The following is a 26,627-nucleotide window of genomic DNA, read 5'->3' as shown; positions in this document are numbered from 1 at the left end:
GTCAGGGACCTTCGTCGATGACCTTGCCGCCGAGCAGTCGCTCGATGACCGGCCTGCCGACCTCGCCCAGCTCGGCGATGTCCTCGTCGTCGGCACTGGCGGCGCTGTCATCGGCGACATAGGTGTCAGGCGTGCGCGCTGGCTCCTCCGCCGCCACGGCAGCCTTCGCCGCGGCCAGCCTCGAACCGGTGCCCGGCTCGGCGGCGGGCGCGGTCGCCGGCTCGGGGGGTGGGGTCGACGCAGCCCCCGCCACGTCGTCGCTGGCCCAGCTCGGGCCGTTCGACGGGCCGGACGAGGCGGTCGCCCAGCCGCCACCTGTCTCCGGGGGTGGGCTCGAGGCAGCGAGGCCCGCGTATGCCGCCGGGCCGCCAGAGCTTCCCGCCGCACCGCCGTCCGTCCCGCCCCGGGCGCGCGACGGCGCGGGGTTGTCGCCCTTGACTGCCGGGTCGTCGGACGGGAACCGGTTGGCGGGAGCGACGGTGGGGTGGGCCTCGCCGCTCGGTGCGGAGACGGCGGCATCGGGGGTGGGGATCCCCTCGACGCGTGCGTCCACGCCGAGCACGTCGATGAGCGCCTGACGGACCAGGTCGGCGTGCGGGCCGTGCCGGAAGGTGTTGGCGATGCCGACGGTCGAGATGCCCAGGACCACCTTGGAGCCGTCGTAGTCGTAGACGGTCGCATGCTCGGAGAGCAGGGTCCACGTGGTGCGCTTGTGCTTGAAGATCCAGCCGAGGATGTCCGGCCACGCCCGGCGGATGGCCGCGACGTCGATGCCGCCGGTGGGGGTGCTGGTGCGCGGCGCCTCTGCGGCAGCGGCCGGCTCGGTCGCCACTGGCTCGGTCGCTGGGGGCTCGGTCGCCACTGGCTCGGTCGCCACACGCTCGGGCGGCCCTGACTGGTGCTGCGGCTCCGTCGACAGGTCGTGCGGCTCGACCGCCCGCGCCGGTGCGGGGGTCGGGACGGGCTCGGGCTCGGACGCAGGCACGGCTACCGGCTGCGGGGTGGCCGGCGCCGCGGGGGCCGAGGGCGACGTGGGGGGGACGGGTGCTGCCGCTGCACGGGCCACTGACGGGACGCCCTCGACGTCGAGGCGACGTTCGAGGCGGTCCAGGCGCGCGGCATACCCGGACTCACCGGAGGCGGCGGGGAGCAGCACGCGCGCGCAGATGAGCTCGAGCTGGAGTCGCGGCGCGGTGGCGCCGGTCATCTCGGTGAGGCCGGCGTTGACGATGTCGGCGGCCCGCGACAGGGCACCGCCGCCGAAGGCGGCCGACTGCTGACGCATGCGTTCGAGCTGGTCCTCGGGCACGCCGCGCAACACCGAGGACGCGCCATCCGGAACCGCCGCCACGACGATGAGGTCGCGCAACCTCTCCAGCAGGTCCTCGACGAACCGACGCGGGTCGAGGCCGGTCTCGATGACGCGGTCGACCTGGTGGAAGACCCCTGCGGCGTCGGCCGCGGCGAAGGCGTCGATGATCGCGTCGAGGAGCTCGGCATCGGTGAAGCCCAGCAGGGCGGCCGCACCCTCGTAGGTCAGCCCCTCGTCGCTCGACCCGGCGATGAGCTGGTCGAGCACCGACAGCGAGTCACGCACCGAACCGCCGCCCGCGCGCGTGACGAAGGAGAGCACGCCGGGGGCCACCGCGACGCCCTCCTGCTCGCACAGGCTGCCCATGTAGTCGGAGAGCTGGCCGGGTGGGACCAGCCGGAACGGGTAGTGGTGGGTGCGGCTGCGGATCGTGCCGATGACCTTCTCGGGCTCGGTCGTCGCGAAGACGAACTTCACGTGCTCGGGCGGCTCCTCGACGATCTTGAGCAGCGCGTTGAAGCCCTGCGGCGTGACCATGTGGGCCTCGTCGATGATGTAGATCTTGTAGCGGCTCTGCGCCGGACCATAGGACGCGCGTTCGCGCAGGTCACGGGCGTCGTCGACACCACCGTGGCTGGCGGCGTCGATCTCGATGACGTCGACGCTGCCGGCGCCACCGCGGGCGAGCGCGACGCACGAGTCGCACGTGCCGCACGGGGTCGGCGTCGGCCCCTGCTCGCAGTTGAGGCAGCGGGCCAGGATGCGGGCGCTGGTCGTCTTGCCGCACCCGCGAGGCCCCGAGAACAGGTAGGCGTGGTTGACCCGGCCCGTGCGCAGCGCTTGCATCAGGGGCTCGGTGACGTGCTCCTGGCCGATGACGTCGGCGAAGGTCTCGGGCCGGTAGCGGCGGTACAACGCGGTGCTCACCTCGGGAACCCTAGTCGCCCCCGACGACATCCGCGGCGTCCGCGCGCGTCGGGCGTCCAGACCCGGGTGGCACACTGACGGCGACGAAGGAGGCAGATGTTCGCACGGCGCAGACAGCCCACCGCCGAGCCGGATCCGGGCGGGGAAGGGACGACCCAACCGCTGACCCTGACGGCCACCGGAGTCGCCAAGGAGATCGACGGCAACGTGCTCCTGCGGCCCGTCGACCTGGCCGTCACCTCCGGGCAGTGCGTCGTCCTGCGCGGGGAGAACGGCAGCGGCAAGACCACCCTGCTGCGGATCCTCGCCGGCACCCTCGACGCCTCGTCGGGCACTGCCGGCCTCGACGGGCAGCCGCTCGACGAGCGCGACCCGGCCACGCGCGCCCGGGTGGCCGCGCTCATCGGCTCGCCCACGGCATACCGCGACCTGACCCTCATCGACCACCTCGTCCTCATCGACTCGACGTGGGGCGGGGCCATCGGCACCGCGGACGAGCGGGCCGACGCGATGCTGGCCGAGCTGGAGGTGGACCACCTCTCCGAACGGTTCCCCCACGAGCTCTCGTCCGGGCAGCAACACCTCTTCCACCTCGCGATGGTGCTGTTCCGCCCGGCCCGGGTGCTGCTGCTCGACGAACCTGAGCAGCGGCTCGACACCCACAAGCGCGCGCTGCTCACCGACATCCTGCTGGCCCGCAAGGCCACCGGCGCCGCGCTCGTCGTCGCCTGCCACGACCCCGGCATGACGGCCGCCCTGGGTGACGCGGTGGTCGACATCGTCGGCCCATGAGCGACCCCTCCGTCGAGGTCGCCGGACCGGCGACCGACCGCGAACGCCTCGCCCAGGCGCGCGAGGTCATCCGAGGCGGCCTGCCCGACAAGGGCAACGGCAATGCCGTGTATGCCGCCTACGTCGCCGTGATCGCGTCCCTCGTCTACGGGGTGCCGGCGTCGCGGGCCTTCTTCGAGTTCGTCGACCCGGCGTGGCTCTCACGTCACCTGACCGGGGTCCAGGGTGTCCTCGTCGTCGGTGCCGTCGTCGTGGCACTCCTGCTGCTCGCGCACCGGCTCGGCTCGGTGCGGGGCCCGGTCGTGCCCGACCTGCCCTACCTCGACCACGTCGTGGTCAGCGGCCTCGACCGCGCCGTCGTGCTGCGCCGCTCATGGCGGCTCAGCCTCCTCGGCTGCCTGGTCGGCGGGCTGCTCACCGGTGCGGTGATCGGCACCGGCATGGTGGTCGCCGCAGTGGCGTCGCCGCTGGCCCTCGTCCCGACCACTCTCGGGGGCCTGGCGGTCGGGCTCGGCTTCGCCGGCGCGTGGCTGTGGGGGCAGGTACGGTCCTGGCCCACCGGCACGAGAGGTCCCGGGACGGTCCTGCGCGAGGTCCGTTCGCTGCGGGCCCTGCACCACGTCAGCCTGCGGACCCAGGCCGCGCGCGCCGTGACGATCGGGGGTGCGGTGCTCGCGGGTGACCTGCGCGCTGCCCGGCTCGACGTCGCCTCCCCCACGACGCGGCTTCGTCGTCGGCGGCTGCGTGCCCGCGGGCCGGTGGCCGTGGTCGCCGCGCGTGACTGGCTGGGGCTGCGACGATCACCCGGAGCGCTCATGGTCGGCGCGATCCTTTCCGGTGGCGGGTGCTGGGCGCTCGCCCACGCGGCGACCCCAGGGGTCCCGAACATCGTCGCCTTCGTCGGCATCGTCGCCTGTTACCTCGGCTACGGCGCCTGGGCCGAGGGGATGCGACTGCAGGGGGACAACGCCGGGACGACGCCCCTCATCGGGCTGGCGTACGGGCAGGAGGCGCTGGCCCACCTGGTCGCCCCCTCCCTGTTGTATGCCGTCGTGGCGCTGCTCGCGGGCGCCGCGGTCGCGTTGACGTCGACAGGCGGCGTCGCCGTGGTGGTCTGGCCCCTTGCCATGGTCGCCCTTGTGGCGGGCGCGCACCTCATGGCCGCCTTCCGCGGCCTGCCGCCGGTGTCCTTGTTCTCGCCGGGCTCGGCCGTGATGTCGGTTGCCTTCTGGTACGCCCGCCCGCTGCTGCTCACGGTCATCGGCGGGGTCGCCGCCTCGGCGCTGCTCACCCGGTCCGGCGCGTCGAACGCGCTCATGGTCCTGGTGCTCGCGTCCTACGCGGCCGTCACCTTCGGCCGGCGCCGCGTCCGGCTGCTCGACGAGGGCCACCGGACCTGAGCCGGCCGCGCCAGGCATTCGGGGCGAGTGGCCGAAAGTACGGCGTCAGGACCCGCCAAGCGCCCGTGCTTTCGGGCGAGTGGCCGAAAGTACGGGCGGGCACACACGGGGACACCCCGCGTACCTGGAAGAGCTCTCCTACCCTTGCTGCATTCCTGCCCTGGGGGAGTTCGGAGAGGTACCACCACACGGGGTGCCTGCCGCCAGTGTAGACGGGGGGCCAGCGGGTCTGCGAATCCGCTGGCCCGGCCGGCACGCCGGACCTGGCCGGACCTGGCTGCGCCATCTGAGGCGATTTCAGGGCAGGCCGTTCGCTCAGGTAGCCTCCTCGGCGGAGGATTCGCATAGTGGCCTAGTGCGCACGCTTGGAAAGCGTGTTGAGTGAAAGCTCTCAGGGGTTCGAATCCCCTATCCTCCGCCAACCAGACAAGGCCCCCCACGCAGGTGCAGGGGGCCTTCGTCATGGATGAGGCGACCGGAGGGCTTTAGAAACTCCGGCGCCCACCCGACAACCGGGCGCGAGACTGGCTCAGCGCAGGGTTCCGAGACAGGATGTCAACACATCGCTCGGAGGGAGCACCAACCAGATGGCTCGACAGATCTCGTGGCGCGGAGTGCTGAGCCCGGACGGCCCCGGTGACGGGCGGCCCGAGGCCCAGCGGTTGTGGCGGCCGGGCAGCCCGGTGGTCCCGCCGCGCTCGATCGTCGACAGCGTCCGGCTCATGCAGTTCGGCGCCGCGCTCGAGGTCGCCGAGATCGTTCGTGGCTTCCTCACTCGGGGCCAGCTGCACGACGCCATCGCCCGCGAGGCCGCCGCCAGCCACCTCGTCGCGACCGAAGCGGACATCGACGGCGTGCTGCGAGTCAGCCTCACCGTCACCACGGTGACCGCGGCGCTGGCCTGCGCCCTCTGGCTCTACCTCGCCCGCGTGACGGCACGCGGGTCCCGATGGGGACGCATCGTCGCCAGCGTGTTGTTCGCGCTCGCGGTCGGGAGCTTCTTCGGCGGACTGCTGCCCACCGCCGGCCTCTTTGCCCAGGCCTTCGCCCTGGCCCTCCTCGCGGTCGGCGCCTGGACCCTGGTCCGCTTGTGGCACCGGGACTCGAGCGCCTACATCAAGTACCAGACCCGCCCTCAGGAATGACCGCCGCCGCCTGACGGGGCGGCTTCGCACCCGCACCGCTCTGGCGGGTCCCCCCGTGGTGCCGCACGATGGCGGGATGGACGATCGCGGGATGGACGATGGCGGCAACGGCGGTGCCGGCCTCAAGGGTGGCGGACTGGGCAACGGCGCGTACCGCGCGGCATACGAGCGGAGCCTCAGGGACCCGGACGGCTTCTGGGGCGACGCGGCGAAGGCGATCGACTGGATCACTCCCCCGCAGCGGGTGCTGGACGACGACCGGCCGCCGTTCTACCGGTGGTTCACCGGCGGCACCCTCAACACCTGCTTCAACGCCCTCGACCGGCACGTCGCCGCCGGGCGCGGCGACCAGGCTGCGCTGCACTACGACAGCCCCGTCACCGACACCCACGAGACGATCACGTATGCCGCGTTGCTCGACCGCGTCGCGACGTTCGCCGGCGCCCTGGCCTCGCTCGGGGTAGAGAAGGGTGACCGGGTCGTCATCTACATGCCGATGGTGCCGGAGGCAGTCGTCGCGATGCTGGCGTGCGCGCGCCTCGGCGCCGTCCACTCGGTCGTCTTCGGGGGCTTCGCCGCCGCGGAGCTCGCGGCACGCATCGAGGACGCCAAGCCCACTGTCGTCGTCGCGGCGAGCTGTGGCGTGGAGCCGACTCGCGTGGTCGAGTACAAGCCGTTGCTCGACGCGGCCCTCGACCGCAGCTCGCACAAGCCGGAGTCGGTGATCGTCCTGCAGCGCGAGCAGGCCCGCGCGGCAGTCGGCGAGCGCGACACCGACTGGGAGGAGCTCGACTGGGACGAGCTGGTCGCCGATGCCGAGCCCGCCGACTGCGTCGAGGTCGCCGCGACCGACCCGCTCTACATCCTCTACACCTCTGGCACGACCGGGCGGCCGAAGGGGATCGTGCGCGACAACGGCGGCCACGCCGTCGCGCTGCGGTGGTCAATGGGCAACGTCTACGGCATCGACCCGGGCGACACCTGGTTCACGGCCAGCGACGTCGGCTGGGTCGTCGGCCACTCCTACATCGTCTACGCCCCACTCCTGACGGGCGCGACTTCCGTTCTCTACGAAGGGAAACCGGTCGGCACACCGGACGCGAGCGCGTTCTGGAGGGTGATCGCCGAGCACGGGGTGAAGGCCATGTTCACGGCCCCCACGGCCTACCGGGCCATCAAGCGCGACGACCCTGACGGCGCCTTGATGAAGGGGCACGACCTCTCCTGCCTCCAGACGGTCTTCCTCGCCGGGGAGCGCCTTGATCCCGACACCTACGAGTGGGCGAGCGAGCGGCTCGGGGTGCCCGTGGTCGACAACTGGTGGCAGACCGAGACTGGCTGGCCGATCGCGGCCAACCTGCGCGGCCTGGAGCCGATGCCGATCAAGCCGGGCTCCCCCACGGTGCCCGCGCCGGGTTACGACGTGCGGATCCTCGGCGAGAACGGGCAGGAGCTGCCCGCCGGCGAGGAGGGCGCCATCTGCATCAGGCTCCCGCTCCCCCCAGGCACCTTGCCCACCCTGTGGGGCGACGACGACCGGTACGTCGCCGGCTACCTTTCCGCCTTCGACGGTTACTACCTCACCGGTGACGGCGGCCTGGTCGACGAGGACGGTTACCTCTACGTCATGGGCCGCACGGACGACGTGCTCAACGTCGCTGGGCACCGGTTGTCGACGGGCTCGATCGAGGCTGCTCTCGCCGGCCACCCCGCCGTGGCGGAGTGCGCGGTGATCGGGGTCAACGACCAGCTCAAGGGACAGGTCCCCCGCGCGCTGGTCGTGCTCAAGGCCGGGGTCGACGGTGCGGCCGACGGTGAGCGGATCCGCGCCGAGCTCCACCAGCGGGTGCGCGACGAGGTGGGTGCGATCGCGTCCCTGAAGCAGGTCGACATCGTCACCGCGCTGCCCAAGACCCGCTCCGGCAAGATCCTGCGCAAGACGATGCGCGAGATCGCCGACGGCAAGACCCCCAACGTGCCGGGCACCATCGAGGACGCCTCGGTCCTTGAGACCCTTGCGCCGGTCCTGCGCCCGCCCACCTAGCCTGTCGGTGTGCAGGGCGTACTCAACGGGTTCACGACGATCGCCGTCGTCATCGCCGTCGGCGCCCTGCTCGCCCACCTGAGGATCGTCGACCTCGGTGCACAGCAGGTGCTTTCACGCATCGCCTTCTTCGTCGCCAGCCCTGCCCTGATGGTGATCACGCTGTCTCGGGCCGACGTCCACCAGGTGCTGTCGGCCAACCTCATCGCATCGGTCGCCGGCGTTGCAGCGGCAGCCGGCATCTACATCGCGCTGGCACGGCTGGTCTGGCACCGCTCGCTCGGTGACACCACGATCGGCGCCCTGTCCGCGGCATACGTCAATGCCGGGAACCTCGGCATCCCGGTGGCGAGCTATGTGCTGGGCGACGCGGCGTTCGTCGCGCCCACCCTGCTGCTGCAGCTCCTCGTCCTGCAACCACTCGCGCTGGGTTTCCTCGACGCCGATGCGCACGGGCGGTCACGGTGGTGGCAGCTGCTGACCCGTCCGTTCCGCAACCCGCTGACCGTCGGTTCACTGGTCGGGCTCGGCCTGTCGATCACGGGCTGGACGCTGCCCACGATGGTCGCCGCGCCCCTGGGGCTGCTCGGCGACATGGCCGTGCCGTGCATGTTGGTCGCCTACGGGATCGCGCTGCGGCTGGGCCCGGGGCTGGGCCGGGCCGGCTCGGTGGCCGAGCTCGCGTCGACGTCGGCCCTCAAGCTCTTCGTGCAGCCAGCGGTGGCCTGGTTCGTGGCGAGCGTCCTGCTCGGCGTCGACGGGCACGCGCTGCTCGCGATCGTGGTCACCTCGGCGCTGCCGACGGCGCAGAACATCTTCGTGCACGCGACCCGCTACAACCGCGCCACGGTGCTGGCCCGCGACACCATCCTCATCACGACGGTGGGCGCCGTGCCGGTCATCCTGCTGGTCGCCGCCCTCCTCGGCTGAGCCACTCAGCGGGAGCGGCGGGCGGTGCCGAAGATCGAGCGGGTGATCTCGCGGCCGAGCACCGTGCCGGCCGAACGCAGTGCCGACTTGAAGGCGCTCGACCTCACGACCTGCTCGACGATGCCCGGCTCCTCCTTCGGTGCCCGCGGAGCGCGCTCCGGTGCCGGGGCCTTCGGAGCCGGAGCCTTGGGAGCCGGGGCCTCCTCGGGAGTGGGCGCCTGCTGCAGTCGCGCCTGGAGCTTCTCGTAGGCGGACTCGCGGTCGACCATCTCGGCATACTTCGACGACAGGGGCGACGCCGCGATGATCTGCTTCACGGTGGCCTCGTCGGACGGGGCCATCAGCGACTGCGGCGCGATCATCCGGGTCCACGCGACAGGTGTCGGGGCGCCCCGCTCGGACAGGACGGTGACCACGGCCTCGCCCGTGCCGAGCGAGGTCAGCAACTCGGCCAGGTCGTAGCCGCTGTGCGGATACGTGGACACAGCCGCCTTGAGGGCCTTGGCGTCGTCGGGCGTGAAGGCCCGCAGCGCGTGCTGCACCCGGTTCCCGAGCTGGGCCAGGACGTCGCCGGGCACGTCCTTGGGTGACTGCGTCACGAAGAAGACGCCGACGCCCTTGGAGCGGATCAGTCGCACGGTCTGCTCGATCGCGTCCTGGAACGCCTTGCTCGCGTCGCTGAACAGCAGGTGGGCCTCGTCGAAGAAGAACACCAGCTTGGGCTTGTCGACGTCCCCCACCTCGGGCAGGTCGTGGAAGAGGTCGGCCAGCAGCCACATGAGGAACGTGGAGAACAGCGCGGGCCGGTCCTGGACGGCGGGCAGCTCGAGGCACGTGACGAGGCCCTTGCCGTCCGCAGCGGTCCGCAGCAGGTCCTGGGTATCGAACTCCGGCTCACCGAAGAAGGCATCGGCGCCCTGGTCCGAGAACGAGATCAGCTCACGCAGGATCACCCCGGCCGTCGCCGACGACAGCCCGCCGAGCGACTTCAGGTCAGCCTTGCCCTCGTCGGAGTTGAGGAAGGCGATGACCTCGCGGAGGTCCTTGATGTCCAGGAGCGCGAGGCCGTTCTTGTCCGCGTAGTGGAACACCAGTCCGAGGCTGGACTCTTGGGTCTCGTTGAGCCCCAACACCTTTGACAGCAGCGTGGGTCCGAACGACGTGATCGTGGCGCGAATGGGGATGCCGTTGCCGAGTCCACCGAGCGACAGGAACTCGGTCGGGTATGCCGTGCCGACCCATTGCTGCCCGACGTCCGTCGCGCGGGCGGTGATCCGGTCGTTGGCCGTCCCCGCGGTGGCCATGCCGGACAGGTCACCCTTGATGTCGGCGAGGAAGACCGGCACGCCCTGGCCGGACAGCTGCTCGGCCATGAGCTGAAGGGTCTTGGTCTTGCCGGTGCCTGTCGCGCCGGCCACGAGGCCGTGCCGGTTGAGCGTCGACAGCGGGATGCGTACCGGTGCGTCAGGATGGGCCACGCCGTCGACGACAGCGGCCCCGAAGTGGAGCGCGCCACCCGCGAAGGAGTACCCCGCGCGGATCTCGTCGAGCTGGGGAGTGGACGTGGCCGGCTGCTCCGGCGTCGCGTTCTCGGTCACCTTCGGCACTCTAGTGCGGCCCACACACGCTGGGGCAGGTGGAACGAGACGTGAAGGGCCGACCGCGCGGCATACGCCTATGGTGGCTGGGTGATCTTCAAGAAGGTGGGCGAGGGCAGGCCGTACCCCGACCACGGAAAACAGACGCCCCGCGACTGGGCCGACGTGCCACCGCGCCTCGTGCGCCTCGAACAGCTCGTCACCACCAAGCGCACCCTCGACCTCGGCCACCTGCTTGCCGAGGACTCCACGTTCTACGGGGACCTCTTCGCCCACGTGGTCGAGTGGGAGGGCACGCTCTACCTCGAGGACGGCCTGCACCGCGCACTGCGTGCCGCCCTTCAACAGCGTCCTACCCTCCACGCGCGCGTCCTCGTGCTTGACTGACCCCACGCAGCGGGGGGCCGCACGGGCCCCACGCACGCAGGACCCGCGGGTGGAGGTGGGCGAATGAGCTACGTCGTGGAGGCCGGTGCCTCGCGCACCCGCCGTGCCCGCCGACGCCGCGCACTCATCACGCTCGGGATCGTCACGCTCATGCTGTTCTTCGCCTTCTGGTACGCGTACTCGTACTTCCAGGACAGCAACAAGCCCCGCGCGGCACCGACCTCGACCTGCACGGCGACCTCCACCGTGAGGGTCCCGTCACAGGTCACGGTGAACGTCTACAACGCGACGGACCGCACGGGACTGGCCGCCAAGACCGCTTCCGACGTGCGCAAGCGTGGCTTCAAGGTTGCGGCCGTGAGCAACGACCCGCTCCAGAAGAAGGTCGCCGTCGCGGCGGAGGTGCGTTACGGCGCCACGGGGACCACGTCGGCCAAGCTCGTGCTGGCCCTGGTCAAGGGATCCAAGGGCATCAAGGACAGTCGCACGGACTCCTCTGTCGACCTCGTGCTGGGCGCAAGGTTCACCGCCCTGACGGCACCTCCCAAGGCGGCGGCGACCACGACCGCACCCAGCTCGTCCGGCTGCTGAGCCGCGCTGCGTCTCGCCGAGTCTCGCCGAGTCTCGTCGGGCCGCGCCGAACACGCTCACGTCGACCGCCTGTCGGGTCGAACCGCCCGCTCGCCTCAACTCTCGGGACGGCCGGTGACAGGCGTGGCGGCGCCCCGCACACTGACGAGGTGGAACCGATGACGGCCGTCCGCGCCCAGGTGGCGGACTCCTGGGTGAGGTCTGCTGCCGCCGGCGTGGAGGCCGACCGGATGGAGGCGCCGATCACGCTGCCCGCGGACGCCCTGCGCGACCACCGCGAGGCCCATCCGCTGGCCCAGGTCTTCCCACTGCTCGACGACGTGCTCGGCCGGGCAGCGCGCGACTGCGACGCGATCATGGCCGTCTCGGACGCCGCCGGCCAGCTGCTCTGGGTGTGCGGCACCCCGAGCGTGCTGCGCCGGGCCGAGAGCATCGGCTTCGTCGAGGGCAGCAACTGGGACGAACGCCTCGCCGGGACCAACGCGCCGGGCATGGCGCTGGCCCTCGACCAGCCCGTCAACATCATCGGGGCTGAGCACTTCCGCCGGTCGGTGCAGCGCTGGAGCTGCGCGGCCACCCCGATCCATGACCCCACCACGGCCACCTTGCTGGGCGTCCTCGACATCACCGGCGGCGAGCAGATCGTCGTGCCGCAGACGATGGCGATGGTGCGGGCCGCGGCGCGAATGGCGGAGGCGGAGCTCGCTCGGGAGCTGATGACCCGCGCCAAGGACTCGTCGCGACCCAGCCATGCGGGAATCGTCCTGTCGCTGCACGGACTCGGCCGCAACGACGCGCTGCTCACGGTCGACGACGGTCGCGGTGCGAGCAGGACGCTGCGGCTCAGCCCTCGGCACAGCGAGATCGTGCTCCTGCTGGCTGCCGCACCACGAGGTCTCTCGGGCGACGAGCTCGCCGTACTCCTCTACGAGGACGACGTGACCACCTCGACGCTGCGGGCCGAGCTCAACCGGCTCCGCACACTGCTGGGCGAGGACGTGCTCCCTTCGCGCCCGTACCGCTTGGCCGCCGAGGTCACCGCCGACTGGCTCGCGGTCGAGGCGCACCTGGCCGCGGGGTCGGTCGACGTCGCCCTGCGGTCCTACCGCGGCCCATTGCTGCCCCACTCGAGCGCACCCGGCGTCAGGCGCCTGCGCAGCAACGTCGAGGGGCAGCTGCGACGGGCTGTGCTCGCCAGCCGCGAACCCGACCTCATGTCCACCTGGACCCGGTCGGCCTGGGGCGCGGACGACTACGAGATGTGGACGGCGCAGATGGCCTGCCTGACCGCGTCGTCGCCCCTGCGCCCCCTCGTCGCCGGACAGCTCGCCCGCCTCGACCGCGAGCACGGCCTCTGACGCCTGCGCGCCGCGCGGCATACCTGCCGGTCGCTCTCAGCGTGCAACGTCGTCGCAACGTTGCGCTGCCTAACGTCAGCCCAACCCCACAGCGGGGCACCACCAAAGACGTTGGGAGAACAGCGATGACGGTCTACGCACCCCCCGGAACCGAGGGCTCGAAGGTCACGGTCGAGCCGCGCTACGGGCACTTCATCGGCGGCAACTGGGTCGAGCCCAAGAAGGGCGAGTACTTCGAGAACATCTCACCCGTCACCGGACGGGCCTTCACCGAGGTGGGCCGCGGGACCGCCGAGGACATCGAGGCGGCCCTGGACGCCGCCCACGCCGCGGCGCCCGCGTGGGGGAAGACCTCGCTGGGCGAGCGGTCGCTGGTCCTCAACCGGATCGCCGACCGGCTCGAGGAGAACCTCGAGATGCTCGCCATCGCCGAGACCTGGGACAACGGCAAGCCCGTCCGCGAGACCCTGGCCGCCGACCTGCCGCTCACCATCGACCACTTCCGCTACTTCGCCGGGGTGCTGCGCGGCCAGGAGGGCTCGAGCAGCGAGATCGACGAGAACACCGTCGCCTACCACTTCCACGAGCCCCTGGGCGTGGTCGCACAGATCATCCCCTGGAACTTCCCGATCCTCATGGCCACCTGGAAGCTCGCCCCCGCTCTGGCCGCTGGCAACGCCGTGGTGCTCAAGCCGGCCGAGCAGACGCCCTGGTCGATCCTCAAGGTGCTGGAGCTGATCGGGGACCTCATCCCGGCCGGGGTCCTCAACGTGGTCAACGGGTTCGGCGTCGAGGCGGGCAAGCCCCTCGCGTCATCCCCCCGGGTCGCCAAGGTCGCCTTCACCGGCGAGACGACGACGGGCCGGCTGATCATGCAGTACGCCTCGCAGAACATCATCCCGGTGACGCTGGAGCTCGGCGGCAAGAGCCCGAACGTCTTCTTCGACGACGTCGCCGAGAGCAGCGACGCGTTCTACGACAAGGCGCTCGAGGGCTTCTCGATGTTCGCCCTCAACCAGGGCGAGGTCTGCACCTGCCCGTCGAGGGCGCTCGTGCAGCAGTCGATCTACAGCGACTTCGTCGGCGATGCCATCGAGCGCGTGGAGAAGATCACCCAGGGCAACCCGCTCGACACGACCACCATGATCGGCGCCCAGGCAAGCAACGACCAGCTCGAGAAGATCCTGTCCTACCTCGACATCGGCCGGCAGGAGGGCGCCAAGGTCCTCACCGGCGGTGAGCGCAACATCCTCGACGGCGACCTGGCCGAGGGCTACTACGTGACCCCGACCGTGTTCGAGGGCAGCAACTCGATGCGGGTCTTCCAGGAGGAGATCTTCGGACCCGTCGTCTCGCTGACCAGCTTCACCGACGAGGCCCAGGCGCTGGAGATCGCCAACGACACCCTCTACGGACTCGGGGCCGGCGTCTGGACCCGCGACGGCTCACGGGCCTACCGGATGGGGCGCGGCATCAAGGCCGGGCGCGTGTGGACCAACTGCTACCACCAGTACCCCGCCCACGCGGCGTTCGGTGGCTACAAGCAGTCCGGCATCGGCCGTGAGAACCACAAGATGATGCTCGACCACTACCAGCAGACGAAGAACCTCCTCGTCTCCTACTCGCCCGACGCGCTCGGGTTCTTCTAGGCCGGCGTGGACACGACCCAGCACAGCCGGGTCGACTTCACGGGTGAGGCGGCGGACCTGCTCCGCCGCCTCACCGCGAAGCACGGCCCCCTGATGTTCCACCAGTCCGGCGGGTGCTGCGACGGCAGCTCCCCGATGTGTTACCCCGCAGGGGAGTTCATGACCGGCGACGCCGACGTGCTGCTCGCCGAGCTCGCCGTGGGCGGAATCCTCGACCCGGTCGAGTTCTGGATGTCCCTGTCGCAGTATGCCTACTGGAAGCACACCCACCTCACGGTCGACGTGGTCAAGGGACGGGGCAGCGGCTTCTCCGTCGAAGCCCCCGAGGGCGTTCGCTTCCTCATCCGCTCGCGGCTGATGTCCGAGGACGAGCTGCGCGCCTTCGACCTCCTGTGAGGTCACCACCGACGGAGGTATGCCGCGTGCGCGCCCGGCCGCGCGGCGTACCTCTGCGTCGTAGGCTCGGCCCATGATCACGGTCGAGCTGTCACGCAGCCTCAGCCAGGGCGGGGTGCTCTGGGAACCCATGCCGGGCGACCGGTTCACGATCGACCAGCCCAACATCGTGGGTGAGGTGTTCTGGATCAGCCACCTGACCATCGACGTGCACACGTTCAAGGGACAGCCGCTGCTCGGCTTCAACGGCACCACCGAGTGGGCACTGGACTCCGTCACCCTGGACACCGCTCTGTGGATGCCGCGGGAGGACCAGCTGCGGGTCCTGCTCGGCGACCGGTTCGTGGGGCTGCACCGCGACGGCAACGACTGGATCGTGCAGGTGGACAGCGAAGGGGGCCGGGGCACCTTCAGTGACCCCGACCCCGAGTGCGCCTATGCGCTGGCGTTGTTGAGCGTCGTGTGACGGCCCCCTAGTGCGAGGTCGCCATGGTGCCCCTGTGGTGCGATCTGGTGACCTGCAGATCGGCGGCGCCGACGACGAGGACGACGGCACCGACGATCCACGCGGTCCACGAGATCGGCCGGGTGCCGCTGAACCCCATCACCCAGGGGGCGGCGATCATGCAGGCGCCCATGAGGGCCGTGAGCCCCTCGACGGACATCATGTCCGGCCTGAACAGCTCGGCGAGGGCGAGGAGGGCGGTGATGGCACCGAGCACGACCATGGTTGTGGTCGCCCGCGTCGTCGTGGTGGTCCACAACGGCGATAGGGCTGCGTAGGCGCCAGCGATCAGAGCAACGAGATCCTGTGGATGGGTCCATCGCTTCATGGTTGTCACAACCAGCTTTCCTTGAAGTTGGTCCGTCGATCCGAGGCGGGCCGAACACTTCGATTGTCTTCCCTCCCAACGGGGTTGGCAATGATTCGTCACCCCGTCAGTCCGTCGCGCCCATTCGCCGTAGCGTGGCGAGCCGGCGCTCGTACTCCTGCTCGTCGATCTCGCCGGCGGCGTAGCGCTCGGCGAGCTTGGCCTCCCCGGCGCGCGTCCCGGCGTGGCCCTGGAACTGCCTCCAGCGACGCATCCCGAAGAAGCGGAACGCGGCGAAGATGCCGACGATGAACAACAGCCACACGAGGGGGAAGAGGGGCCACCAGGGGCCCGGGCCGTTCCAGTGGTCGTCATTCGCGGCGAGGGTGGCCGCGGTCGCGGCGCTGGCGATGAGGGTCGTCATGGTGACTCCTTGGTCGGATTGGGCTGACGACCCAATCCTTCGACGGGACAGCCCTTCTCGAATCCCACGCGGGGCGACACCTCGACTGCTCCCGCTGGTGTAGCCGGTGGTTGCCCGGCTACTCCAGCGCGCAGCTACTCCGACCAGCCCGGGCGGACGAGACCGGACTCGTAGGCCAGCACCACGAGCTGGGCGCGGTCACGGACCTGGAGCTTGACCATCGACCGGCTGACGTGGGTCTTGGCGGTCGCCGGGCTGAGGAACAGCCGTCGGGCGATCTCGTCGTTGGTCAGGCCCTCCCCGACGAGCGCGACGACCTCGCGTTCCCGCTCCGTCAGCGCGCCGAGGCGGTCGGCAGCCGGCGACGCGTGGGGTCGGCTGCGGGTGGCGAACTCCCCGATGAGCCGCCGCGTGACGCCAGGGCTCAGCAGGGCGTCACCGGCGGCGACGGCACGGATCCCGCGCAGCAGCTCGGCGGGTTCGGTGTCCTTGACGAGGAAGCCGCTGGCCCCGATCCGGACCGCCTCGAAGACGTACTCGTCGAGGTCGAACGTCGTCAGCATGACCACCCGCGTGCCCGAGAGTCGGTCGTCGGCAGCGATCTGGCGAGTGGCCTCCAGTCCATCGGTGCCGGGCATCCGGATGTCCATGAGCACCACGTCGGGCTCGGTCGCACGGACGACCGCGACCGCCTCGGCGCCGTCGGCCGCCTCGCCCACCACGTCGATGTCGTCCTCGGCGTCGAGCAGCGCGCGGATCCCTGCCCGGAGCAGCGCCTGGTCGTCGGCCAGCACCACCCGGATCACCGCGGGCCACCCGTCGGGAGGTCCGCCTCGACGCGCAGGCCACCACCCGGCGCGGCAGCAACGCGGAGCTCGCCAGCCAGGGCACGAGCGCGTTCCTGCATGCCGCTGATCCCGTTGCCCTGCACCAGGTTCGACAACCCTGCGCCTCCGTGGCCGTCGTCCTCGATCGTGACCGAGAGCATGTCCTCACCGTAGTGGAGGGACACCGTGGCCCGCGTCGCCTGCGCGTGCCGGACGATGTTGGTGATCGCCTCCTGCACGATCCGGTATGCCGCGAGCTCCACTGCGGCGGACAGTGGCCTCGGCTGCCCGGTCACCGTCTTGGTGACCCGCAGCCCCGCATGACCGCTCCGCTCCACGATGTCGTCGAGGCCGGCGAGGTTGGCCACCGGAGAGCGCGGCGCGGGCGCACCGTCGAGGCGCAGGACGTCGATGAGGGCCCTGAGCTCGCCCAGCGCTTCCTTGCTCGCGTCGCGGATGGCGACGAGGGCGGGCTCGACCTGCTCGGGCCGTCGGTCGGCCAGGTGCAGGGCGACCCCGGCCTGGACGTTGATGAGCGACATGTGGTGCGCCACGACGTCGTGCAGGTCCTGCGCGATCCGCAGTCGCTCTTCACCGGCTTGCCGAAGCCTCGTCTCACGCGCCACCTGCCGGAAGGTCGCCGCTCGCTCCCGCCAGCTGTGCACCACCTCGCCGGCCGCGAGCACCACCAGGGTCCAGGCGAGCAGTGCGCCCTGCGCAGGCCACGACCACGTGGCCGTGTCGAACGCGAGGCGGCCCACGGCGTCACCGGCGAGCACGACGGCCGCGCCCAGCCAGGCGACGATCCGGTGACCGCGGACGACGGTGGCCACGAGCCCGATCGCGAGGCCGAGGAAGACCGGCCCGTAGGCGTAGCCGCGAGAAAGGTAGAGGGCCGATGCCAGGGCAATGGCGGCCATGCTCTGGACGGGGAACCGGCGGAGCACCGTGATCGCCAGCGGGGCGACGAGGAGCAGGACGACAGCCAGTACGTCGAGCGACCTCCGGTCGGGCTGGGCGTGCGAGGCACCCGCGCTGCCGCCGAGCTGGATTACACCGACCACGAAGGCCAGGACGTACCGCCCCACCCGCGGCGCGCTCCGATGGGCCCACTGTTCCCGGCCACGAATCCACGGGGGATCCCAGGGCAGGTCGGCGGGCTCACGCATACCGCCAGCGTAGGGAACCCCGCGCACGGGAGGCGTCCCCCACAGGGGGCACCGCGGCATACCTCCTCGGGTGTATCCGCCAGCTGGTCACCCTGGGTCACGAACGAGCCATGGCGCGGACCACGAAACTGCGGGATCCTGCGACTGAGGGCGCCCCTTCGCCCACTAGGAGGTGCGGCAATGACTGCGACCGTCTCTCCCGCTGGCTCACCCGCCGACGCCGGAGGCGAGCAGCGCCGACGCGCTGCAGGCGAGCAGCGGATCGTGCGCTCGCCCTTCCCCCGCATAGGTGACTACGCGTTCATCTCCGACTGCCAGGTCACGGCGCTCATCGCCCCCAGCGGCAACGTCGAGTGGATGTGCCTGCCGCGCATGGACTCTCCGAGCGTGTTCGGCTCGATCCTGGACCGGGACGCCGGCGGCTTCCGGCTCGGGCCGGCCGACATGCTGGTCCCGACCGCACGCCGTTACCTCCCCGGGACGATCATCCTGGAGACCTCGTGGGGGACGCCGAGCGGTTGGATCATCGTGCGCGACGCCCTGCTGATGGGGCCGTGGCACCACGAGACCGAGCGCGCGCACCGCTACCGGAGGGCGCCCACCGACTACGACGCCGAGCACGTGCTGCTGCGGACGATCCGGTGCGTCAACGGCGAGGTTCAGCTGGCGCTCAACTGTTCGCCCGTCTTCGACTACGGCCGGCAGCAGGCGATCTGGTCGTTCTACGGCGACGACTACCACTCGGCCGTCGCCGAGGGCGACGGCGGCGAGCTCAAGGTCCGCCTCACCACGGACATGCGCCTGGGCATCGAGGGACCGCAGGCCACGGTGCGGACGCTCATGAAGGAGGGTGACACGCACTACGCCGCCCTCTCGTGGACCGAGCACGACCCCCCGCAGACGTTCGAGGACGCCTACCGCCGGCAGGTGTGGACGGCCCACCACTGGCAGCACTGGCTGGCCCGCGGCAAGTTCCCCGACCACCCGTGGCGGACCCACCTGGAGCGCAGCGCCCTCACCCTCAAGGGTCTGTCCTACGCGCCGACGGGCGCCCTGATCGCCGCGCCCACGACGTCGCTGCCGGAAACGCCCAAGGGAGAACGCAACTGGGACTACCGATACACGTGGATCCGCGACTCGACGCTGGCTCTCTGGGCCCTGGACACCCTGGGGTTCGACTGGGAGGCCAGCGACTTCTTCTGGTTCATCGCCGACCTCGCCGAAGCCTCCGACGGGCTGCAGATCATGTACGGCATCGACGGGGAGAAGGACCTGTCCGAGAGCACCCTCGACCACCTCACGGGCTACGACGGTGCGCGACCGGTCCGGATCGGCAACGGTGCGTTCGACCAGAAGCAGCACGACGTCTGGGGCGCCATCCTCGACTCGGTGTGGATCCACACGAAGTCGCGAGACACCCTGGACGAGCGGCTGTGGCCAATCCTCTCCGGCTTCGTCGAGGCAGCGATCGAGCACTGGCGTGAGCCGGACCGCGGCATCTGGGAGGTGCGCGGCGACCCCAAGCACTTCACCTCCTCGAAGGTCATGTGCTGGGTGGCGGCCGACCGTGGCGCCAAGCTCGCGCACGTGCGCGAGAACTTCGAGCTCGCGCAGCGCTGGCAGGAGGCCGCGGACGAGATGCACGCCGACATCTGCACCAATGGAGTCGACGAGCGGGGCGTCTTCACCCAGCACTACGACACCGACGCCCTCGATGCCTCGAACCTGCTCATGCCCCTCGTCGGCTTCCTCCCGCCTGACGACCCGCGGCTGCACGACACCGTGGTCGCCATCGCGGACGAGCTCACCGACGACGGGCTGGTGCTGCGCTACCGGGTGGAGGAGACCGACGACGGGCTGTCAGGTGAGGAGGGCACGTTCACCATCTGCTCGTTCTGGCTGGTGTCGTGCCTGGCGATCGTGGGCGAGAAGCCGCGTGCGCGTCGCCTGTGCGAGCGCCTGCTCAACCTCGCGACGCCGCTGGGCCTGTATGCCGAGGAGATCGACGCAGCGAGCGGGCGTCACCTGGGGAACTTCCCCCAGGCGTTCACCCACCTGGGCCTGATCAACGCGGTGCTCAAGGTGATCGCCGCCGAGGAGTGGGAGGACGAGGAGCCGCTCTCGCCCTAGGTGGCAGCGGTGGGCTCAGGAGAGGGCGGATCAGGAGAGGGCGGATCAGGAGAGGGCAATGAGGGCGCCGATCGCGAAGCCGGTGGCGGCGAGCCACAGCAGCGTCGGGAGCACGGACCAGAGACGCGACATGGCCTCTCCTCAGGTGGTCGAGTAGACGACGCCGTCGCGCACGACCACGGCGACGGGCGGCAGGGGACGGGTGGCGGGGCCGGTGAGCACCGCGCCCGTGGTGGCGTCGAAGCGACTGCCGTGGCACGGGCACACGATCGCCCCTGCTGCGACCGATGACACCGGACACCCTTGATGGGTGCAGATCGCCGAGAACCCGTGGACGACGTCGTCCGTCCCCCGGGTGAGCACGACCTTGTCGCCCTCCACGACCACCCCTCCGCTCCTCGGCACCTCATCGAGCCGAGCCAGCTCACGCTCCTGGTCGGGGGCGCCCGGGCCGTAGGCGTTGGCCGCCGTCCCGGGTCCGGGTGCACCGGCACGACCGGCGCGGGCCACCGCGAAGCCGACCACGGCGGCGACGCCCGCCACCGCTGCGCCTCGCAGCGCGGATCGACGCGAGAGCGGCTGGATCGCCACGGAGGACTCCTCTCAGAACAGCGGCAGGCCGGAACGGGTGAAGAACCAGAGGGCGGCACTCAGCCACGTGACCACGAGTGAGCCGAGCACGGTGCCGCCGAGCACGGGCAGTGCCCAGCCGGGCGCTCCCCGGAGGCGCAGACCGAGCATCTTCGCGGCATACGCCCCGTAGAACAGGCACCCGGCGACGCCGTGGAGGACCGCCCGTGGGCTGGCGACCCCGAAGCCCAGGGCCCACAGGCAGTGGAAGGCGACGGGGAGCGTGACCACGAACGCGACGCTCCCGCTCCACCGGTGGGCGGGCGCAACCCAGTCGGGTGCCGCACCGGCTCGCGGCAGGCGACCCCACATCCACAGGGCGGTGAGGAGCTGCACGACCAGGAGGACGACGGCGAGGGTGCCGAGCCAGACCTTCATCTGGAGCATGCCCGAGAAACCCAGGGTGACCAGCGGTCGCGAGCTCGGCGGGTGCACCTTGGCGTAGGCACCCAGTGCGACGCTGACGCCGGCGCCCAGGAGCAGCGCGGCGCTCAGCCCACCCCGAGCCAGGACGCCTGGGTCTCGAACGTCGTGCGACGCCATGGCGACCATCGTCCCACTGGCGGCCGGAGCATCGCTCCGCCAAACAGCGGGGACACCTCGCCGCTGCACGTATGCCGCGTGCTCACCCCTTCGGGGTCAGCGGCTGCCGCGACCGGCGGAGAAGGCAGCGATGCCGCCGCCCGAGCGCGAGGTGCCCTGCGAGCCGCCGCCCTGCCGCGAGCCCGAGCTGCGCTGCGAGGAGCCGCCCGACGAGCGGGAGCCCTGCGACCTGGGGGTCTCGGTGCGGTAGGACTCGGTGCCCGAGGACTGCGTGCCTCCGCGACGGCCACGAGCGTCGCCGGCGGCGCCACGACCGGCGCTGCCTGCGGACGAGCGGCCGGAGCCGCCCTGGCGGGGCGCGCCGGAGCCGCCACGGCCACGCTGCGAGCGGCCACCGTTGCCGTTGCCCGACTGCTCGACCACGGGCGCAGGGGTGACCAGCTCGGCCAACGGGCCGGTCAGGTCACCGATGGCGGGGTGGCCGGGCGCGACGTCGACGGCGGTCGGCTTGATGCCGGCCTGACGCATGAGGGTGCGGGTGTCGCCGCGCTCCTCGGGGGTGCTGACGGTGACGACGACGCCCTCGGCACCGGCCCGGGCGGTCCGGCCCGAACGGTGCAGGTAGGCCTTGTGCTCGGCCGGCGGGTCGACGTGCACGACGAGGGTGACGTCGTCGACGTGGATGCCTCTGGCCGCGATGTCGGTGGCCACCAGCACCCGGCTCGAGCCCTCACTGAAGGCGGCGAGGTTGCGCTGACGGGCGCTCTGGGACAGGTTGCCGTGCAGGTCGACCGCCGGGATGCCCGACGCGGTGAGCTGCTTGGCCAGCTTCTTGGCAGCGTGCTTGGTGCGGGTGAAGGCGAGGGTTCGGCCTTGTCCTGCAACGAGTTCCCGCACGACAGCCGGCTTGTTGTCGCGCGACACGTTGAACAGGTGGTGGGTCATCGCCGGCACCGGCGAGGCGGCGCTGTCGACACTGTGCGTGACCGGGTTGTGCAGGTAGCGCTTGACCAGCTGGTCGATCGCATTGTCGAGCGTCGCGGAGAAGAGCAAACGCTGAGCGTCGCGCGGGGTGGCGTCGAGCAGGCGCTTCACTGCGGGGAGGAAGCCCAGGTCGGCCATGTGGTCCGCTTCGTCGAGGACGGTCACCTCGATCTCGCCCAGGCGCACGTGTCCCTGACCGATGAGGTCCTCGAGCCGTCCGGGGGTCGCGATGACGATGTCGATGCCGCGACGCAGCGCGGAGACCTGCGGGTTCTGGCCCACGCCGCCGAAGATCGTCATGGTGCGCAGCTCCATGGCCGCCGCGAGGGGCGTCATGGTCTCGGCGACCTGGATGGCCAGCTCACGAGTGGGGACCAGGACGAGCGCACGCGGGGTGTGCGGTGCGCGACGGCGACCGGACTTGGCGAGGGTCGCAATGGTCGGCAGCGCGAACGCGACCGTCTTGCCGCTGCCAGTGCGGCCACGGCCGAGGACGTCGCGGCCGGCGAGGGAGTCAGGCAGCGTCGCGGCCTGGATCGGGAACGGGGTGTCGATGCCGCGCTCACGAAGGGCTGCGACGACGCGAGCCGGGATGCCGAGGTCGGCAAAGGGCACAGGTGTGTGGTGCGTAGACAAAGGAAAGCCTCATCAGAAGTAGGGAGTGGCCGAAGATGCTGAACCACTCACGAACCTGTGAGCTGACGGCGCCAACCAGTAGTTGGGGCGCGGAGCAGACGACCTTGGGTGCACGACGGTGCGCACGCAGTGGTTGCAACCCTATCGGGCCGGGCGTTCATTCCCGAATCGCCCGAACGGACAGGACGCCCGACGTCAGTTCTCCACGAGAGCCTCAGGAGCCTCACGCCTGGCCAGTCGCAACCATGTCTCGACGACGGTGTCGGGGTTCAGGGACATCGACTCGATGCCCTGGTCCATCAGCCAGTCGGCGAGCTCGGGGTGGTCCGAGGGTCCTTGGCCGCAGATCCCGACGTACTTGCCCCGGGCCCGGCAGGCCTCGATCGCCATGGTGAGCATCTTCTTCACGGCGGGGTCGCGCTCGTCGAAGCCGCCAGCCACCAGGGCCGAGTCGCGGTCCAGGCCCAGGGTCAGCTGGGTGAGGTCGTTGGACCCGATGGAGAACCCGTCGAAGTGGTCGAGGAAGGCGTCGGCGTTGACGGCGTTGGAGGGCACCTCGCACATCATCACGACCTGGAGGTCGTTCTCGCCGCGGCGCAGTCCGTTCTGGCCGAGCAGGTCGATGACGCCCTCTGCCTCCTTCAACGTGCGGACGAAGGGGATCATCACCTTGACGTTGGTCAGGCCCATCTCGTCGCGCACCAGTCGCAGAGCCTCGCACTCCATGGCGAAGCAGTCGGCGAACTCCGGTGACAGGTAGCGCGCCGCGCCGCGGTAGCCGATCATCGGGTTCTCCTCGTTCGGCTCGTACCGCTCGCCGCCGAGCATGTGGGCGTACTCGTTGGACTTGAAGTCGCTCATCCGCACGATCACCGGCTCGGGCGCGAACGCGGCCGCGAGCATGGAGACGCCCTCGGCGACGCGCTTGACGAAGTAGTCGCGCGGGCCGTCGTAGGCCGCGATGAGCGCCTCGATCTCGGCCCTGATCGCGGGCTCCTGGTCCTCGAGCTCGAGCAACGCCTTGGGGTGGATGCCGATCTGGCGGTTGATGATGAACTCGAGCCGGGCGAGCCCAATTCCCTTGTGCGGCAGGCGAGAGAACTCGAACGCCTGGTCCGGCGTGCCCACGTTCATCATGATCTTGACCGCCACGTCCGGCATGTCGTCCAAGGCCGTCTCGGTCACCGAGAACGCCCGGAGGCCGTCGTAGACGAAGCCGGTGTCGCCCTCGGCTGCGGACACCGTAACCTCCTGCCCGTCGGACAGTGAGGTCGTGGCCGAACCGGTGCCGACCACCGCGGGGATGCCGAGCTCGCGGGCGATGATCGCCGCGTGGCAGGTGCGGCCGCCACGGTTGGTGACAATGGCGCTGGCGCGCTTCATGACCGGCTCCCAGTCGGGGTCGGTCATGTCGGCGACGAGCACCTCGCCCGGCTGGAACTCGTGCATCGACTCGGCACTGGTCAACACCCGCACCGCACCCGCGCCGACCTTCTGCCCGATCGCCCGACCCTCGGCGATGACCGGACCCCGCTCATCCATGCGGAACCGCTGCAGGGTCGATCCGGACTGCCGCGACTTCACCGTCTCGGGTCGGGCCTGCAGGATGTACAGCTGCCCGTCGACGCCGTCCTTGCCCCACTCGATGTCCATCGGGCGGCCGTAGTGCTCCTCGATCTTGAGGGCGTGAACGGCGAGCTCGGTGACCTCGTCGTCGGTCAGGCTCAGCCGGCCCCGGTCGGCCTCGTCGACCGGCACGAAGTCGATCGAGCGACCCACCGCGGAGTCCTGCGTGTAGACCATCTTGGTGGCCTTGCTGCCCACACCACGCTTGAGGATCGCCGGTCGCCCGGCCCTCAGCGCCGGCTTGTAGACATAGAACTCGTCCGGGTTCACCGCACCCTGCACGACCGCCTCACCCAGGCCGTAACTGCTGGTGATGAACACCGCATCCGGGAAGCCGGACTCGGTGTCGATGGTGAACATCACACCGGAGGACCCGATGTCGGACCGCACCATCCGCTGCACACCCGCCGACAGCGCGACGACGTCGTGGTCATAGCTGCTGTGCACGCGGTAGGCGATCGCGCGATCGTTGTAGAGCGAGGCGAAGACCTTCTTGATCGCCAGCAGGATGTTGTCGATCCCCAACACGTTGAGGAACGTCTCCTGCTGTCCCGCGAAGGACGCGTCCGGCATGTCCTCGGCCGTGGCGCTGGAGCGCACGGCCCAGCTCACCTCGCCGGGGGCGCCGCCCACGAGCTGCTCGTAGGCCGCGCGGATGTCGGCCTCGAGGTCCTCCGGGAACGGCTGCTCCTCGACGAGGTCACGGATCTGCGCGCCGGCCTCGGCCAGCGATCGGGTGTCCTCGACATCGAGGTCGGCCAGCGTCGCGCTGATCCGGTCGGCGAGCCCCTCGTGGGCCAGGAAGCGGCGGTAGGCGTCGGCCGTGGTGGCGAAGCCGTCAGGGACCCGCACTCCTGCCTTCGACAGGTGCTGGACCATCTCGCCGAGCGAGGCGTTCTTGCCACCCACGGACTCGACGTCCCCCAACCCGAGGTCTTTGAACCAGGAGATGTTGCCGGTCACGGCGATCCTTTCGACGGGCGGCGGGGGCCGCGAGGGTTCCTAGGCAAGATTGTCGAGGCGACTGTTCTGCATGATGACGGCTGCCATCTCCTCGACCGACATCGAGGCCGAGTTGATGGCGGGGATCCGGTGCGCACGATAGAGCGCCTCGGCCCGGCGCAGCTCGAAGCTGCACTGGGCGAGACTGGCATACGTCGAGCCCGGCCGCCGCTCGCCCCTCACCTGGCTGAGCCGCGCCGGGGTGGAGAGCAGCCCGAAGCACCGGTCCACGAGCCCGCGGATCGGACGGGGTATGCCGCCCGCATCGAAGTCCTCGTCGACCAACGGGTAGTTCGCGACCTTGAGGCCGTGCTGGAGGGCGAGGTACATCGAGGTGGGCGTCTTGCCGCACCGCGAGGGCGCCACGAGGATCAGGTCCGCCTGCTCGAGGTTGCGCAGGCTCGCCCCGTCGTCGTGTTCCATGGCGAACTCGATGGCCTTCATCCGGGCGTCGTAGCGACCCTTGTCCCCGACGCCGTGCAGGGCACCGACACCGTGCGTTGCGTTGACGTGCAGCACCCGCTCGACGGTGTCGAGATGGGAGCCGAAGAGGTCGATGAAGGCGCACTGCGTCGTCTGCAGCTCGGCCCGGATGTCCTCGTCCGAGACCGTCGAGAACACCAGGGGCACCACCGAGTCCGTGACCGCGGCGTCCAGCTCGAGGACGACCTGCTGCGCCTGCTCCACCGTGGTGATGAACGGGATCTTGCGCCGGGTGAAGGTGACCGAGGGAAACTGCTGCAACATCATGTTTCCCAGCGTCTCGGCCGAGATCCCGGTGCCGCCGGCGAGGAAGAACACCGGAGTGGGGGCTGCTGGCTCGACTGACTCCGGGATCACGCCCCCACCGTTCCACGTGGCGCACCATTTGCACCAGTCACAGTGCCGGGCCACCCGTTCCTGCACTAGTCCGGTTGCGGTATGCAACCAGACCGGCCCTGCGGGTAGCGTTCGCGCAACGCCACACGCACGGCGCCAGCTGCCCACGTCGGAACCCCTGTCCGACGTGGGCAGCGACCCCTAAGGGATCAACCCCAGACAGCAAGAAACCCCGAACCCTGAGGGTTCGGGGCCTTGCCGATGTCTTGAGACATCACCATGGCGGTGGCGGTGGGATTTGAACCCACGGTGGAGTTTCCCCCACACACGCTTTCGAGGCGTGCTCCTTAGGCCGCTCGGACACGCCACCGCGGAGCAGGTTACTAGAGCGGCCGACGGCGACGAAATCGCCCCGAGACCGCCCGCCAGGCGCCCTCGGAAGGCGCGCAGCCGGCATACCGGAGGATTGTCGGGGGAATGCGCGGCGTCCCCGGGC

General features: G+C 70.6%; 23 protein-coding genes, 2 tRNA genes and 1 other RNA gene. 13 read left to right on the top strand and 13 right to left on the bottom strand.

The annotated features are described in order from the left end of the window. Position 1 precedes the first annotated feature (1 nt). Positions 2–2,239 (bottom strand): DNA polymerase III subunit gamma and tau, encoded by a 2,238-nt coding sequence (locus AC1DS4_RS14965; protein ID WP_477624756.1) that lies wholly within the window; start codon positions 2,237–2,239, stop codon positions 2–4. Positions 2,240–2,335: 96 nt separating this feature from the next. On the opposite strand from AC1DS4_RS14965, the gene AC1DS4_RS14960 reads away from it, so the two are divergent. Further along, entirely contained in the window at positions 2,336–3,031 is a 696-nt protein-coding gene (locus tag AC1DS4_RS14960) for an ABC transporter ATP-binding protein (protein ID WP_477624757.1), read from the top strand. Continuing rightward, positions 3,028–4,431 carry a hypothetical protein gene (locus AC1DS4_RS14955; protein WP_477614520.1) on the top strand — a complete coding sequence of 468 codons (1,404 nt, stop codon included), beginning with the start codon at positions 3,028–3,030 and terminating at the stop codon, positions 4,429–4,431. The genes AC1DS4_RS14960 and AC1DS4_RS14955 overlap by 4 nt, the downstream gene beginning before the upstream one ends. A 102-nt stretch (positions 4,432–4,533) precedes the next feature. On the opposite strand, the gene ffs is transcribed toward AC1DS4_RS14955, so the two are convergent. After that, positions 4,534–4,632, bottom strand: an RNA gene (gene ffs / locus AC1DS4_RS14950) — signal recognition particle sRNA small type. A 132-nt stretch (positions 4,633–4,764) separates the two neighbouring features. Between ffs and AC1DS4_RS14945 the strand changes: the two genes are divergently transcribed. The 4 genes from AC1DS4_RS14945 (at position 4,765) to AC1DS4_RS14930 (ending at position 8,550) form a co-directional block, all read left to right on the top strand. Continuing rightward, positions 4,765–4,852, top strand: a tRNA-Ser gene (locus tag AC1DS4_RS14945). 166 nt (positions 4,853–5,018) lie between these two features. Then, a complete protein-coding gene (locus tag AC1DS4_RS14940) occupies positions 5,019–5,576 on the top strand; it encodes a hypothetical protein (RefSeq protein ID WP_477614516.1) in 558 nt (185 codons plus the stop codon). A gap of 91 nt (positions 5,577–5,667) precedes the next feature. Beyond that, positions 5,668–7,620 carry a propionyl-CoA synthetase gene (locus AC1DS4_RS14935; RefSeq protein WP_477624863.1) on the top strand — a complete coding sequence of 651 codons (1,953 nt, stop codon included), beginning with the start codon at positions 5,668–5,670 and terminating at the stop codon, positions 7,618–7,620. 9 nt (positions 7,621–7,629) lie between these two features. Next, on the top strand, positions 7,630–8,550 hold the full coding sequence (locus tag AC1DS4_RS14930) for an AEC family transporter (protein ID WP_477614515.1): 921 nt from the start codon (positions 7,630–7,632) through the stop codon (positions 8,548–8,550). 5 nt (positions 8,551–8,555) lie between these two features. On the opposite strand, the gene AC1DS4_RS14925 is transcribed toward AC1DS4_RS14930, so the two are convergent. Then, entirely contained in the window at positions 8,556–10,148 is a 1,593-nt protein-coding gene (locus tag AC1DS4_RS14925; protein ID WP_477614514.1) for a helicase HerA-like domain-containing protein, read from the bottom strand. 90 nt (positions 10,149–10,238) lie between these two features. Between AC1DS4_RS14925 and AC1DS4_RS14920 the strand changes: the two genes are divergently transcribed. The 6 genes from AC1DS4_RS14920 (at position 10,239) to AC1DS4_RS14895 (ending at position 14,995) form a co-directional block, all read left to right on the top strand. Next, positions 10,239–10,535, top strand: coding sequence for a type II toxin-antitoxin system VapB family antitoxin (locus tag AC1DS4_RS14920; RefSeq protein WP_179421136.1), 297 nt, complete (start codon positions 10,239–10,241; stop codon positions 10,533–10,535). Positions 10,536–10,598: 63 nt separating this feature from the next. Next, positions 10,599–11,126 (top strand): LytR C-terminal domain-containing protein, encoded by a 528-nt coding sequence (locus AC1DS4_RS14915; protein ID WP_477624758.1) that lies wholly within the window; start codon positions 10,599–10,601, stop codon positions 11,124–11,126. Positions 11,127–11,284: 158 nt separating this feature from the next. Further along, entirely contained in the window at positions 11,285–12,484 is a 1,200-nt protein-coding gene (locus AC1DS4_RS14910; protein WP_477624864.1) for a GAF domain-containing protein, read from the top strand. A 125-nt stretch (positions 12,485–12,609) separates the two neighbouring features. Further along, entirely contained in the window at positions 12,610–14,133 is a 1,524-nt protein-coding gene (exaC, locus tag AC1DS4_RS14905) for an acetaldehyde dehydrogenase ExaC (protein ID WP_477614512.1), read from the top strand. A gap of 6 nt (positions 14,134–14,139) precedes the next feature. After that, on the top strand, positions 14,140–14,529 hold the full coding sequence (locus AC1DS4_RS14900) for a DUF779 domain-containing protein (RefSeq protein ID WP_477614511.1): 390 nt from the start codon (positions 14,140–14,142) through the stop codon (positions 14,527–14,529). A 73-nt stretch (positions 14,530–14,602) separates the two neighbouring features. Then, the gene (locus AC1DS4_RS14895) at positions 14,603–14,995 is read left to right on the top strand and encodes a hypothetical protein (protein ID WP_477614510.1); all 393 of its coding nucleotides are present in this window, start codon (positions 14,603–14,605) and stop codon (positions 14,993–14,995) included. A 7-nt stretch (positions 14,996–15,002) separates the two neighbouring features. On the opposite strand, the gene AC1DS4_RS14890 is transcribed toward AC1DS4_RS14895, so the two are convergent. The 4 genes from AC1DS4_RS14890 to AC1DS4_RS14875 all read right to left on the bottom strand — a co-directional run bounded on the left by AC1DS4_RS14890 (position 15,003) and on the right by AC1DS4_RS14875 (position 17,761). Further along, positions 15,003–15,362 carry an SPW repeat domain-containing protein gene (locus AC1DS4_RS14890; RefSeq protein WP_477614509.1) on the bottom strand — a complete coding sequence of 120 codons (360 nt, stop codon included), beginning with the start codon at positions 15,360–15,362 and terminating at the stop codon, positions 15,003–15,005. A gap of 106 nt (positions 15,363–15,468) precedes the next feature. Further along, positions 15,469–15,765 (bottom strand): SHOCT domain-containing protein, encoded by a 297-nt coding sequence (locus AC1DS4_RS14885; protein WP_477624759.1) that lies wholly within the window; start codon positions 15,763–15,765, stop codon positions 15,469–15,471. 134 nt (positions 15,766–15,899) lie between these two features. Next, entirely contained in the window at positions 15,900–16,571 is a 672-nt protein-coding gene (locus AC1DS4_RS14880; RefSeq protein WP_477624760.1) for a response regulator, read from the bottom strand. Then, positions 16,568–17,761: a sensor histidine kinase gene (locus tag AC1DS4_RS14875; RefSeq protein WP_477624761.1), complete on the bottom strand. Its 1,194-nt coding sequence runs from the start codon at positions 17,759–17,761 to the stop codon at positions 16,568–16,570. Before AC1DS4_RS14875 ends, AC1DS4_RS14880 begins: the two co-directional genes overlap by 4 nt. A gap of 180 nt (positions 17,762–17,941) precedes the next feature. On the opposite strand from AC1DS4_RS14875, the gene AC1DS4_RS14870 reads away from it, so the two are divergent. Then, positions 17,942–19,891, top strand: coding sequence for a glycoside hydrolase family 15 protein (locus AC1DS4_RS14870; RefSeq protein WP_477624762.1), 1,950 nt, complete (start codon positions 17,942–17,944; stop codon positions 19,889–19,891). Positions 19,892–20,032: 141 nt separating this feature from the next. On the opposite strand, the gene AC1DS4_RS14865 is transcribed toward AC1DS4_RS14870, so the two are convergent. The 6 genes from AC1DS4_RS14865 to AC1DS4_RS14840 all read right to left on the bottom strand — a co-directional run bounded on the left by AC1DS4_RS14865 (position 20,033) and on the right by AC1DS4_RS14840 (position 26,501). Next, positions 20,033–20,482, bottom strand: coding sequence for a Rieske (2Fe-2S) protein (locus AC1DS4_RS14865; protein ID WP_477624763.1), 450 nt, complete (start codon positions 20,480–20,482; stop codon positions 20,033–20,035). 12 nt (positions 20,483–20,494) lie between these two features. Beyond that, a complete protein-coding gene (locus AC1DS4_RS14860; RefSeq protein ID WP_477624764.1) occupies positions 20,495–21,064 on the bottom strand; it encodes a DUF6529 family protein in 570 nt (189 codons plus the stop codon). A 96-nt stretch (positions 21,065–21,160) separates the two neighbouring features. Next, the gene (locus AC1DS4_RS14855) at positions 21,161–22,663 is read right to left on the bottom strand and encodes a DEAD/DEAH box helicase (RefSeq protein WP_477646063.1); all 1,503 of its coding nucleotides are present in this window, start codon (positions 22,661–22,663) and stop codon (positions 21,161–21,163) included. Positions 22,664–22,879: 216 nt separating this feature from the next. Further along, positions 22,880–25,273 carry a phosphoenolpyruvate synthase gene (ppsA, locus tag AC1DS4_RS14850; protein WP_477624766.1) on the bottom strand — a complete coding sequence of 798 codons (2,394 nt, stop codon included), beginning with the start codon at positions 25,271–25,273 and terminating at the stop codon, positions 22,880–22,882. A gap of 39 nt (positions 25,274–25,312) precedes the next feature. Then, positions 25,313–26,152, bottom strand: a complete 840-nt coding sequence (locus AC1DS4_RS14845) for a pyruvate, water dikinase regulatory protein (protein ID WP_477614500.1) — start codon at positions 26,150–26,152, stop codon at positions 25,313–25,315. Between the two features lie 259 nt (positions 26,153–26,411). Continuing rightward, a tRNA-Ser gene (locus AC1DS4_RS14840) sits at positions 26,412–26,501 on the bottom strand. Positions 26,502–26,627 lie beyond the last annotated feature (126 nt).

The sequence above is a fragment of the Pedococcus sp. P3_C7 genome, from assembly GCF_056402615.1.
The sequence above is the reverse complement of the archived record's forward strand: the minus strand, read 5'-3'. Positions and strand labels throughout refer to the sequence as shown.